General features: G+C 59.3%; 10 protein-coding genes. 4 read left to right on the top strand and 6 right to left on the bottom strand.

The window, feature by feature from the left end; translation table 11 throughout:
- Window positions 1–204: 204 nt before the first annotated feature.
- Window positions 205–1,191, top strand: coding sequence for an NAD(P)-dependent oxidoreductase (locus ANTHELSMS3_RS08535; protein WP_094034497.1), 987 nt, complete (start codon window positions 205–207; stop codon window positions 1,189–1,191).
- Between the two features lie 119 nt (window positions 1,192–1,310).
- Here ANTHELSMS3_RS08535 and ANTHELSMS3_RS08530 read toward each other — a convergent pair whose 3' ends face one another.
- Window positions 1,311–2,051 (bottom strand): FadR/GntR family transcriptional regulator, encoded by a 741-nt coding sequence (locus tag ANTHELSMS3_RS08530; RefSeq protein ID WP_198319912.1) that lies wholly within the window; start codon window positions 2,049–2,051, stop codon window positions 1,311–1,313.
- 625 nt (window positions 2,052–2,676) lie between these two features.
- On the opposite strand from ANTHELSMS3_RS08530, the gene ANTHELSMS3_RS08525 reads away from it, so the two are divergent.
- The 3 genes from ANTHELSMS3_RS08525 (at window position 2,677) to ANTHELSMS3_RS08515 (ending at window position 6,827) form a co-directional block, all read left to right on the top strand.
- On the top strand, window positions 2,677–3,840 hold the full coding sequence (locus tag ANTHELSMS3_RS08525; protein ID WP_094034496.1) for an alpha-hydroxy acid oxidase: 1,164 nt from the start codon (window positions 2,677–2,679) through the stop codon (window positions 3,838–3,840).
- A 162-nt stretch (window positions 3,841–4,002) separates the two neighbouring features.
- A complete protein-coding gene (locus ANTHELSMS3_RS08520) occupies window positions 4,003–5,880 on the top strand; it encodes a TRAP transporter permease (RefSeq protein WP_157733453.1) in 1,878 nt (625 codons plus the stop codon).
- A gap of 17 nt (window positions 5,881–5,897) precedes the next feature.
- Window positions 5,898–6,827 carry a TAXI family TRAP transporter solute-binding subunit gene (locus tag ANTHELSMS3_RS08515; RefSeq protein WP_157733452.1) on the top strand — a complete coding sequence of 310 codons (930 nt, stop codon included), beginning with the start codon at window positions 5,898–5,900 and terminating at the stop codon, window positions 6,825–6,827.
- A 244-nt stretch (window positions 6,828–7,071) separates the two neighbouring features.
- Here ANTHELSMS3_RS08515 and ANTHELSMS3_RS08510 read toward each other — a convergent pair whose 3' ends face one another.
- From ANTHELSMS3_RS08510 to ANTHELSMS3_RS08490, 5 genes are all read right to left on the bottom strand, one after another.
- Entirely contained in the window at window positions 7,072–7,920 is an 849-nt protein-coding gene (locus ANTHELSMS3_RS08510; RefSeq protein ID WP_157733451.1) for a creatininase family protein, read from the bottom strand.
- A gap of 28 nt (window positions 7,921–7,948) precedes the next feature.
- Complete coding sequence (locus ANTHELSMS3_RS08505) at window positions 7,949–8,791, bottom strand: creatininase family protein (RefSeq protein ID WP_094034492.1); 843 nt, start codon at window positions 8,789–8,791, stop codon at window positions 7,949–7,951.
- Window positions 8,792–8,809: 18 nt separating this feature from the next.
- Window positions 8,810–10,333, bottom strand: a complete 1,524-nt coding sequence (locus tag ANTHELSMS3_RS08500; RefSeq protein ID WP_094034491.1) for an amidohydrolase family protein — start codon at window positions 10,331–10,333, stop codon at window positions 8,810–8,812.
- Between the two features lie 64 nt (window positions 10,334–10,397).
- On the bottom strand, window positions 10,398–11,516 hold the full coding sequence (locus tag ANTHELSMS3_RS08495) for an ABC transporter substrate-binding protein (protein WP_094034490.1): 1,119 nt from the start codon (window positions 11,514–11,516) through the stop codon (window positions 10,398–10,400).
- A gap of 43 nt (window positions 11,517–11,559) precedes the next feature.
- Window positions 11,560–12,651, bottom strand: coding sequence for an ABC transporter ATP-binding protein (locus tag ANTHELSMS3_RS08490; protein ID WP_094034489.1), 1,092 nt, complete (start codon window positions 12,649–12,651; stop codon window positions 11,560–11,562).
- Between the last annotated feature and the right edge of the window lie 36 nt (window positions 12,652–12,687).

Below are 12,687 nucleotides of genomic sequence, written 5' to 3'. Positions count from 1 at the left end.
ACCCGACGCAAAGCGATCACTCCCACATGTTTAGTGACGCTATCCACAACCCAGCCCGCAGATCAGAGCGCTAACTTTCGCAACCCGAGCCAACACCGCGCGCGAAGGAAATGAGCTTTGCACGACCATGATCGCCACGACCTGCGAACACTATTCTTTTCCGAAAACGGCGGCTGCGGCCGCCGAACGCCTGAAGGTAACATAATGGCCAAAGTACTTGCGCTTGACCCGATCCACCCTGATGGGCTGGACCTTTTGCGGGCTCGATCAGACGTTGAACTGGTTCACCTGCCAAATCCAACAGAAGCGGATATCGCAAAGCACATTCAGGATGCCGAGGTGGTGCTCATTCGCGCCCGTGTGCTTGCGGATGACATGTTTCAACAGGCCACCCGGCTGCGACTGGTTTCGCGCCACGGCGTTGGATGCGACAACCTGAAATTTGAGGTGCTTCAACCGCTTGGAATTGGCGTTGCCATCGCAGCGGACAGCAACCTCATTTCTGTGGCCGAACACGCAATGACTCTTACGCTGGCCGCCTGCAAAGATCTCGATCGCGCCAATGGTGCGGTTCGTGACGGCAAATGGGCCATTCGGGAAAACCTCAAAGCGCGCGATCTGAATGGCAGTCAAACGCTGGTGGTCGGGTTTGGCCGGATCGGCCAGGCCTATGCCCAGCGCGCCGCCGCCTTCGGCGCGCAGATCACAGTCTTCGACCCTTTTCGGCCAAAGGATGCCGGCCTGCCAGAAGGGTATAGTTTGGCGGACTCGCTTGCAGAGGCGGTCAGCCAGGCAGATATCGTTAGCATCCACATGCCCCGAACGGCAGAGACGTCAAATCTATTCGACCGCGATTTGCTTGCACGCATGAAACCGGGATCAATCGTTGTGAATACGGCGCGCGGAGGGATCGTTGACGAGGGCGCAATGGCTGCCGCACTGGATGCGGGTCGTCCGGGAGCATACGCGACCGATGTTCTGTTGGACGAACCGCCACATCCGGATAACCCGCTGCTTGGCCGGGAGGACGTGATCGTGACGCCCCATTCTGCTGCGATGACCATGCAAAGCACGATCCGGATGGCCACGCGCTCCGCTCAGAACGCGCTGGACTTTCTGGACGGGACGCTGCGTGAGGACATGATCGCTCTGGCCCCAGCGCCCAGAGATCAAGAGCCATGCGCGAAGTAGACACAGCCAGTGGACGCCACCCCTCTTGCGTCCACGCGCCGTCGCCGTCAGATGCTGACCGGTCCGCTGACGTCTGGCCTAGCGCCCGTTTCAAACGGCGTACTCTGGCTGAACCCAGGTCAGGAATCTTCGGAGCGGTCGGTCACACGGCGTCGGGCGCGCTCCAAATGGAACATCATTGCAATTCTGGCCGCTTCGGTTTCACGGGATTGAATAGCTTCAAGGATCATAGTGTGTTCACTGAGAACCTGAACAATCCGTTTCCGCGGGCCCGTCCTCGTCACATTGGATGCGACTGTTCGAAAGCTGGAAATTGAACTCTGGATCGAGCGGGACAGCGACAGGAATTTGTCATTTCCTGTCGCGGCGGCAATGGCATTATGGAAAGCAGCGTCAGGTTCGGCAGGTATGTTCCCGGCTTCGGCGTCACGCTCCATTTGCCGATGGGCATCTTCAATTTTTCGTAGCTGTGCAGCTGTACGGCGCTCTGCGGCCAATCTGGCGGCTTCGGATTCGACCGGCATCCGCAGCTCCAACACTCGAAGGAATTCCGGCACTTGGTCCATACCGCCGAAATCGCTCAATCTCTTGGCGGGGCGGCGCTGTATAAATGTTCCGCTGCCTTGACGTGATTGCACTAGCCCATCTGATCGAAGCCGAAGCAACGCATCACGGACGACCGGGCGCGAGACGCCAAACATCTCACAGATTTCTTTTTCCGGTGGCAACCGGGATCCTTCGCTTAGCCGCCCCGAGACGATTTGCTCAAGAATTTGCGAATACAACTGGTCACTCAGGCGCGGCCGCTTTCCAGGGGACAAGACTAGAGGCGCCGAATCCATGTCATCCTCTGCTTCCATCTGCAGGCAAAACTCCTCTTAACTTCGGTGATCTGACCTTGCCAAACTCAGATGCCATCCGATCCGGACCTCTTACCAGCATCGCGACCCCGGATGCGCAATGCAATAAGTAGTATGACATGTCAATTTATTTGTCATTTTTGTTGACAACTTATCCCTCAACTCGTATCGATTCCCAACATCGGCAACGTGTGGGGAATCCCCCCGACCGCAGCCAGAGCATGACACCTTGGAGGAGGGGTTTATGCAGCGTACACAATTGGATTTATGCGCTAATGTGCCGAAAAATATTCGGCATCCACAGTGGCATGACGCCATCTGGGGGCCCCACACTCGCAGACAGCCTAATTGTTACGTTTCATTACAAGTTAACCAATCTCCGTTGACCAACATCCAGCGCGGGCGATGCGGACCAAGATGCCGCCGCGCGTCAAAGGCGGAGAGCACTGCTGGCCTACCCCAAGGTCGGATCAACGAGTGCACAGTAGTGGACCACTGCTCCACTCTCGCGGTCGGCTGCGTGAACCGCCGAGAGCCCTCCTCCGAATACATAGCTTTGTCGGGCGCGGTTCAAACAGAGGTCGCGTTTACTCTAGCTACTAAGCGCCATGGAGAATTCTGAAGAATGGACTACGAAAGCAAATTCCCATCCATCTGGCACCTGAAAAAGCGAGCGCGTCAGCGCATTCCCTTTTTTGCCTGGGAATTCCTCGACAGCGGGACGGGAATGGAGCGGCTGGTGAACCGCAACCAATCTGCTTTTGACGAGGTCAACTTGGCACCCCGTTCCTTGGGCGGCCGGTTTTCTCCTGATGTTGGCACCACGCTATTTGGCCAAGAGTACTCAGTCCCGTTCGGCGCGGCTCCGGTGGGCAGTACCGGCTTGATGTGGCCCGGAGCGGAACTGATGTTGGCGCAAGCCGCTGGCGACAATGACTTTCCTTACTGCCTGAGTATGATGGCCAACGAAACACCCGAGGACGTGGCGGCGAAGGCCGGCAAAAACACTTGGATGCAAATCTACTGCCCCAAAGAGCCCGAAGTCCTCGCCGACCTGATTGCCCGTTGCAAGGCTGCTGGGATCAAGACGATCGCCGTCACGGCGGACGTTCCGGTAAGCAGCACGCGAGAGCGACAACTGGTCGCCGGTCTGACTGTGCCGCCCCAGATGAACGCCAAAACCCTGTGGCGGGTTATGAAAAGACCCCGTTGGGCGATGGAGACTCTGAAGTACGGGCTGCCGCGGTTCAAGACACTGGAGAAATACTTTTCCTTTGATCGGATGAACAAGGGCACACGGCTGGTCGGTCGCATCGTCGACGGCCGCCCCGACTGGAGCTACTTTGCCCGTATTCGCGAGGCTTGGGACGGCAATCTCATCCTGAAGGGTGTGATGCACTCTGATGATGCGGAACAGGCGATAATCCATGGGGCGGACGCTGTCTGGGTTTCCAACCACGGCGGGCGGCAGTTCGATGGCGCACATGCCGCGATCGAGATGCTCCCAGAGATCGTCAAGACAACCGCCGGACGAGTCCCGATCATATTCGACAGCGGTATCCGTGGCGGGCTGGACATTGCCCGTGCCATTTCACTGGGCGCCGACTTCTGCTTTCTAGGACGGGGCTTCCTATATTCGATATCCGCATTGGGCGCCCCGGGGGCAGACCATGCCTATGGCATTCTACGCCGCGACCTTGAAAACAACATGATCCAGATGGGTGCACGGTCGCTTGCGGATCTACGCGGCCCCCAAACCACCCATGTCAGCTCCTCAACAGAGTCATGAGCGAGGCCGTACCGTTAGTTCACCCCGCCCGGTGACGACACAAACCCTTACGCGGGCCGTCACCCGGCCAACGTCTTTTTGTTGCTCACGTTGATCGTGGACATCGTCAGCGCGCGCAAAAGTGGCGCGCACCACATCGAAACGCAAGGAACTCATAGATCGATGCTTGCCAACCGCCACAGGATTCTGCGCTGGACCGTTCTCGCGGCCATGCTCGGCATGACCGCCTTTCAATTCAATGCCGTCATCTTCGGCGCGCCTCAGCCTTTTGTCTTTCGCGGCATCCATCTGGGCTTTGCGCTAGGCATCGTTTTCTTGATTTATCCAGCTTTTACAGGCGGACCACTCTGGTCGCGGATTATGGATTTGCTCTTGATCGCCGGAATGCTGGTTTCGATTGGTTACCTGCTCGCAATTCAAGAAACACTTTATTACCGCTTTCAGTTCGTGGATGAACTTTCACCCACACAATTCTGGATGGGCATCGGCCTGACAGCGTTGGTGTTAGAAGGGTGTCGCCGAACGCTTGGTCCCGCCCTGCCCCTGACAGCCCTTGTCTTCATGGTCTACGCCATCGCCTCAGGGCGATTGGACATGAATTATCTGGTTGATGTGCTCTACCTTACAACCGAAGGGCTGTTCGGAATCCCGCTGAGCGTTTCGGCGACCTACCTCTTCCTCTTCGTTCTATTCGGCGCGCTCGCCGAAAGATTGGGAACCGGACGGTTTTTCATCGACTTCGCCACCGCAGTTGCCGGACGCAGCACGGGTGGGCCCGCGAAAGTGGCCAGCCTGTCCTCGGCACTGTTCGGGTCGATCTCTGGCAGCGCGGTGGCCAACATCATGACCACCGGCAGCTATACCATTCCGCTAATGAAACGGCTTGGATACCGGCCCGCATTCGCCGGTTCGGTCGAGGCCGTGGCCTCTACCGGCGGTCAGATCATGCCGCCGGTCATGGGTGCAGCGGCCTTCGTCATGGCCGAGATCATGGGCGTTGGTTACATCACTGTCATGATGATCGCGCTTATTCCGGCGATCCTGTTTTTTGTCAGCGTCTTTCTTGCAATCCACTTCGAAGCGAAACGCCAAGGGCTAAGCGGACTGGATGCAGCGTCGATCCCGGTTCTGCGCACGGTGCTCAAGGAACGCGGACACCAGATCATTCCCCTTTTCCTGATCATTGGCGTGCTCTTTTATGGCTACAGCCCAGCTTATGCGGCTTTCCTGGGGATCCTGTCGATATTGCCGACAACCCTATTGCGCAGAACGACCCGCTCCGAGTTCAAGACTATCCACGTTCTTGAAGGGATCCAGACCGGCGTGATCAATGCCTGTCAGGTCGCTCTTGCCTGTGCCTGTGCGGGCATCGTTGTCGGTGTGATCATTCACAGTGGACTGGGTCTGGATTTCAGCAGCTTCGTGCGGTCGATCTCGAATGGCTCGATGCTTCTGGCTCTGATTATGACTGCCATCGCTGGCATCATCGTGGGCATGGGACTGCCAACCACCCCCGCCTACATCCTGCAAACCGCCCTGCTCATCCCGGCCCTCATCAAGCTGGGTGTCACATTGGAAGCCGCGCATCTCTTCGCCTTCTATTTCGCGATCATGTCCACGATCACACCACCAGTGGCGATTGGCGTATTTGCCGCAAATGCCATTTCCGGGGCAAAGCTGTGGCCGGCGAGCGTTGCGGCGCTCAAACTGGGGATGACGGGATATATCGTTCCTTTCATGTTTGTCTACAGCCCCGCTTTGATCCTTCAAGGCACGCCGATGCAGATTAGTCTGGCAACCGTATCGGCCATCCTTGGCGTCACTTTCCTGGCGTCAGGATTGCATGGCTATCTGACACGGCGACTGGGATTCATTGAACGGCTCTTGCTGGTCATCGCGGCAATGCTCCTGATCTATCAAGGCATCTGGAGCGACGTCGCCGGTATCACGCTGGCAGTGACCGCCTACCTGATCCAGCGCAACAAGCCGGACACTGTTCCGAACAGCGCCACGATCGACGCCTCCAAACAATCCGCATGACAACAGAGGAGAAACTCATGCATTTCAAGAAATTCGCCATCGCCACTGTGACGGCGCTCGGCCTGGCCTCCACGGCACCGGCTGAAACCCTGACCTTTGTCACCTCGACGCCGGGTGGATCGTGGTATCCCGCAGGCGGCGCCATCAAGACCGCTGTCGAGGATCTTTTCGACGACATCCAGATCAACATCCGCCCGGGTGGCGGCCTGGCGAACATCAAATCCATCAGCCTCAAAAAGGCTGATCTGGGGCTATCCAGCACGATTTCCGCAGTTGATGCACACTTGGGCAACGCCCCATTCGATGAACCTGTTACGAATATCTGCAACGTCGCCTACCTGTACCCACAAGTCTTGCAAGTTCCCGTACGGACAGATTCCGGCATCGAAAGCTTCGAGGATTTTGCGGGCAAACGATTTTCCGTTGCCCCTCCCGGCACGACCGCAGAACAGATCTTGCGCATGGTTCTCGAGTCCGCTGGGCTGACTTACGATGACCTTGATCAAATCAACTTCTCGTCCGTTTCGGATCAATCCAACATGATGAAGGACGGTCAAATCGACAGCGTCTTTCTCACGACAGGCGTTCCGGCAAGTCTAATCATGGACGTAGGCTCCGCCCGTGACCTGCGGCTCCTGCCAATTTCCGATGAAGCGTTCGCATTTCTGAAAGAGAAAAACGCCGGCTTCCAACGGACAACTATTCCCGGTGGCATCTACAAGGGTATGGACGAACCTGTGCAATCGGCCAGCTTCGGCACGCATGTGATCGCCGACTGCGATCTGGATGAAGAGGTGGTCTACAAAATCACCAAGGCGATTTACGAACGGCTGTCCGACCTTGGTCTTGCCGTCGCAGCACTCAGGAACACGACACCAGAGATGGTTCGCCAAGATGTCGGCATCCCGCAACACCGTGGGTCGGCGAAGTTCTTTTCCGAACTATAAAGCTGACAGCGTGGTCCCCTAGGGGACCACGCTAACTTTAACGGCACCTGTCTTGACCAATGCATTTGGAAAAACCTTCGACGCCAGCGAAATTGAGTGGCGGCTGACTGTCCCAATCACTCACTCTCAACGATCCATGCATTCTTCTGCCATTTCAGAATGGCGCTGAACGTCGGTTCCGTCCCGTGATCGCTGATCATTGTGCAGACATAGCCGACATCGCCTTGTTTCGATCATACCCGCATCAAAGCTCGGCACGGCTGTAGTCCTCTGTTCCCTGTAGGTCGTGACGGATCACGTCCACCAGCCACCCGGTCATCAGATCGTAGACCAGTTCACCCCGGTCTGCGGTGGCCAGTTGCGGATCACCCGTTACACCAGAGGTGAAGCCCTGAAAGTAGGGCTCCGCCATCTTGAAACGTCCAACCCCACCACCAAGGTAAGGCAACGCATCCGCCTCTGGTTGGTTTTCGGAGATGGTCGGGTGCCACGGTTCGGCCTTTTCCATGCGGCACAAATGCGGTGCTGTGGCCAGCATCCGGCAGGTTTCGCCCTCGCCGCCGTGACCATCCTGCGCCTGCGCTTCCATGTACTTTGAATAGCGCGGCCGCGCGCCGACGAGCCAATTCAACGTTACCACATTCGCCTCTGTGGTTTCGCACAGGCTTTTGGCGACGATCTGCATGGGTGCGTCGCTCTCTGCATGAAACCCAAGGAAGTACACCCGACGAAACCCTTGGTCGATGATTTCCCGACCGATCTCTTCGAGCACCTTCATAAAGGTGCTGGCCGACAGGTTCACGTTGCCCGGCAGCTTGATGGGGGTCTCACTCAAAAAGCCACGCGGGCCAAAGGGGATTGCCGGGCCGACGATGGCCGGGTGCCCCTCGGCATGCAGCCGGGCAACTGTGCGGCGGGCCAGTTCGATCCCCTGCATTGTGTCGGCGCCCAAAGGTAAATGCGCGCCATGCTGCTCAGTCGCGCCCAGCGAAATCAAGATGACCGCGTTTTCTTTGATCGCGGCCCCGACCTCGACCGAGGTCATCTCGTCAAAGGTAGGTACGGCGTGATGGTTCGGACTCTGTTCACTCATCGAGTACCCTTTCCCTGCACCGCCGGCCTCATGCCGATTGCCACATGGCATGTTCCTTGCGGATCACTTCGCAGAGCCAATCGTCGATAATACGATAGTAGGCCTCGCCGCTCTCTGCCGTTGCGTATTCTGGATCGCCCCACAGCCCGTCCTCGAACCCTTCGAAAACCTGTGGTGGGTATTTGTAGCGGCCTATGGCACCGCCAAGGTAGGGCATCTTGTCATGCGCAGCAGGATCCACGGGCAGCGCCGGGCGATAACTGACATACTTGTCGGTCCGAACCAGATGCGGGGCAGAGGCCAGCATCCGGGCGGTTTCCCCTTCACCCGCGTGCCCCTGAGAGCCGGGCGCACGCTTGACCGTTCCGTATTTCGGCTGCGTTCCGATCAGCCATTGCACCGACAGGACAGAAGCATCGGTTTCCTCGGACACTTCTTTGGCTGCGATTTGCAGCACAGGGTCGCTTTCCGCATGACCGCAGACGAGGTAGATCACTTTGAATCCTTGCCGCGCCAACTCATGGCAGATGTCCCGTGTCAGAGACAGCAGCGTGGCGTGGGAGACGTAGACTGAACCGGGAAAGTCTATCGGGCTTTCACTTTGCACAGCAGAGGGGCCAAAAGGCACTGCTGGTCCGACAATAAGAGGCAAGCCCTCATGGTTCAGCGTGGCCGCCGCGCGCCGGGCGATATCAACGCTCTGATAGGTGTCGGTCCCCAGCGGTAGGTGCCCGGCGTGTTGTTCCGTCGCGCCAAAGGGGACGATTACATGGGCCCCGGCTTTGGCCGCCGCTGCCACGTCATGTGACGTGAGTTCGTCAAAGATCGGGATATCACGCCATGTGGCGGTCTCAGGATAGGGGAAAGTCATGTCAGTGTCCTCATATCGTCAATTCAAATCTGGGTCAGGGCCGCTGGCGGGTGGCAACGGGGCCGCACCAGCCTGCGGAAAGGGGGATAGGGCAGAGCAGAAGCGACCAACGATCGGTTGCAGTTTCCGAAACAGGGCCGCATTACCCGTGTTCATGGCGTCAAGTCGGGCGACCGCATCGGACACCTGCCGTTGCAACCGGGCCAGATCGACCGTCAGCAACTGACGGTCTCGCACGACCATACGACCGTCGATCATCACATGCCGGACAGCGGTTGCGTCTTCCGCCTGAACCAGTTGCATCGTCACGTTGCGCAACGGCATCCAGTGCACCCATCCAAGATCCAGAAAGACGATATCTGCCGCGCGCCCCTCTTCCAGTCGCCCGATTTCGGGCATTTGCAAAGCTGCTGCGCCGCCCTCGGTCGCAGCGCGCGCAGCCTCAGTGCTGGTCACCCAACGGGCAGGATCCGGCGACTGGACATGTGACAAGTATCCCGCAAGGCGCGTCACTTCGTACATGTTTTGGTGGTCCGAGCAGGAGGCGCTGTCGGTGCCAAGGCTGACGGTCATTCCACCGTCCAACAGCGCGCGCATCCGCGGCAGTCCAGAGCCCAGTCTCAAGTTCGAACTGGGATTGAGAACGGCGGTCACCCCGGCCTCTGCCAGCAGTGCGATGTCCCGCTCATTCAGCCAAACCGCATGCGCCACCGACAGGGTATCACCCAGCACCCCAAGATCAAAAAGATGCTCTGTCAGGGATCGCCCCCAACGGTGGCGGGCGGTCACTTCTTGAATGCGTGTTTCGGACAGGTGGGTCTGGATAGGCAGGTTCCGCTCCCGTGCCATACGCCCTGCCCCGGCCATGAATGCGTCACTACATAGTAGCGGCACGGTCGGGCCCAACCCGAACGCAATCCGGTCGCGGTCAAAAGGCCAAGCGTCGTCTATTTCGGCCAATCGCGCCAGCAGAGCATCAGCGGTGGGCGCCGTCCAAGGCGTAATCTCGTCGCGCAGCGCATCAGGAATAGCATCCAGCAGTCCCGGCACCGAAGCCAGAAAACTGCCATCTGCCACCATGGGCGCCACCACCGCACGCATGCCCACATCACTGTAGGCACGCCCGGCGGTAACCATTCCCTCCTGCGAGGCCGTCGGGAATTCCCAGAACAGATCATAGCAAGCGGTACAGCCCTTCAGAACCATTTCCGCCGCACCAACCAGGGTCGAGAGGTACTTGTCCTCGTGGCGCCGGTTGCCGTTGAACCAAAAGCTGCCCGCCAGCAGGGTCTCTAGCGTCAGGTCATCGGTCAACCCGCGCGAAAAGTGGCCGTGGCCGTGCGTATGGCCGTTCACCAACCCGGGATGCAGCAAGCATCCGGCGGCGTCGATCACGGCACACCCCTCTGGCATATCCATGCCCGGGGGGCCGATCCGGGCAATGCGGCCACCTTCGACAAGGATGTCTGCGGCGGGCGCCGTGTCGGCACCGGGGCGCAACAGGCGCCCGCCCCGGATCATCGTAGGGCGGCGAGCAGTCATTTGTACCCCCGCCGGGTCCGGGCGCCGATCCGGCGCCGGCAGGCCCCGGCAGCGCCCGGGGCAATCAAGAGATTGTCTCGATGTAGCGGTTCAGCACCTTGGCAGAGTTCTCGGCATACCATTCGGAATCCGCCGAGATCTGCTTGGCATAGTTTTCTGGCGACCCCGGATCCAACGGCTTCAGCTCATCGGGGACCATGGGCGCGGCCTCGGGGTTCACAGGGCCGTTGCCCAATAGCTCGAACAGCACGACCTGCGCCGCCGGGTCCTGCATTGAGGCAATCAGATCGAACACCGCGCTGCCCGCGGGGTTCCCCTTCATCACGATCCATGCGCCGGGCCAGACGATCCCCTGATTATAAGTGAATTCGATCTCGGCATCGGTTTCGCGGCGCACCACGCTGGCGCGGGTGTTGAACATGTTGCCCATCACGACCTCACGGTCGCGGAGCAGTTGCTGGCTCTCGGAACCAGACCCCCAGAAAATCGTGCTCTCCTTGATTTCGGCGATCTTGGCCAGCGCGCGGTCCACATCGATCGGATAGATATCTTCGGGCGCGACCCCGTCGGCAAGCAGAGCGGCCTCCAGTTGGCCGTCGATATGGCGGCGCAGGGTGCGGGTGCCGGGATAGTCGGCGAGGTTCCAGAAATCCGCCCAGCCCGCCGGTTCCCAGTCGGGAAAGACCGTGGTGTCCCAGCAGATAACGTTGGAAAAGATATAGCTGCCCACGCCCCATTGCCCCGCGTGTTCCGGGCGGACCTTGTTGCGGTCGACGATTGAGTAGTCGATCTCTTCCAGCAGGCCTTGTCGGCCCAGTTCCAGCGAAGCCGGGATGTTGCGATCCGCCACGTCCCAGGTCACAGCGCCACTGTCCACCATACTCTTGATCGCGCCGGACGACGGGCCCGCCCCGTCTACATAGACGGTATGCTCGGGGTCGGCCTGCATGAACGGTTCGGCAAATGCCTCGGTCATGGCAGTGACCGCATCGCCGCCCCAATTAACCAGCACGATCTCGCGCCCTTGCGCCAAGGCCGGTGTCATGCGGAACGCACCCGCCGAAACGCCGAGCGCCCCGAGCACGTTCAGGAAGGTGCGGCGGTTCATCAGCTTACCGTCGGTCATCTGGCGGAAACGTTCGACGCGGGTTTCGGTTTCGGAGGTCAGTGTCCTGTTTCTCATGGAAAATTTCCCTATCTGTCTGATTGAAGTTTGCCTGCGGTTATTATCTGTCGTCGCGCACAATGCGGCCGGCGTCCTCTGCCCAGCCCAGCCAAAGGGGCTGGCCGACCTTTGGCTCGAACGCCGCCTGCCATGTCGGCAGTTGCACATGGAATTCACCAAGGTCGGTTGCGACGCGGCAACTGATGCTCGACCCAAGATAACTCCACGCCGTCAGCCGCCCGGGCAGGCCCGGTCCCTGCCCGGTATCGGGCAACACGGTGATTTTCTCGGGGCGGATGGCGAGGATCGCGGCTTTTCCCTCTGCCGGGGCGGCAAGGTCGGGCGAGACCGGCACCACCTGCCCGCCAGCCTGGATGACGGGTTGGCCATCACGTTGAGCCATGGTGCCCTCGACGTAGTTGCTACGTCCAAGGAAGTCGGCAATGAAATGGGTCTTGGGTCGGTCGTACAGTTCTGCTGGAGAGCCGCATTGCACCACTTCACCCGCGCGGATGATGGCGATCTGGTCCGACATGGACAGCGCCTCTTCCTGATCGTGGGTGACGTAGACAAAGGTCACCCCAAGCCGCGCGTGCAGCTCTTTCAGTTCCCATTGCAGGTCAGCGCGCAAAGACTTGTCCAGCGCTGACAGGGGTTCGTCCAGCAACAGCACCCCTGGCTCAAAGACCAGCGCTCGGGCAAGAGCCACTCGCTGCTGCTGACCGCCAGACAACTGTCGCGGGTAGCGGTCCGCCAGATGGGCCAACTGCACCATATCCAGCGCGGCCCTGACCCGTTCTTCGATCTCTGAGCGGCCTCGGCGGCGCAGCTTCAACGCGAAGGCGACATTGCCCGCAACGGTCAGGTGCGGGAACAACGCGTAGCCCTGAAACACCATGCCGAATTCCCGCTTTTCGGGCGGCAAGCCGATGATATCCCGGCCCCCGGCAAGAATGCGCCCGGTATCCGGCCGCGTGAACCCGGCGATCGACATAAGCAGTGTCGTTTTGCCGGATCCGGACGGCCCCAGCAACGTGGTGAAACTGCCGGCGGGGATGTCCAGACTGACATCTTTCAGCGCATAGGTGTCGCCGTATTGCTTGACCAGTCGTTGGATCGTCAGGCCGCTTGCAACGGCTTTTGTCTCGGTCATGGATCGGGGTCCTTGCTGCGGCGGGGTCGAAAAGAC

Origin of the sequence: Antarctobacter heliothermus (assembly GCF_002237555.1) — a bacterium.
GTDB lineage: Bacteria > Pseudomonadota > Alphaproteobacteria > Rhodobacterales > Rhodobacteraceae > Antarctobacter > Antarctobacter heliothermus_B.
Note: the sequence above shows the minus strand (reverse complement) of the source record. Positions and strands in the feature narration are given on the sequence as shown.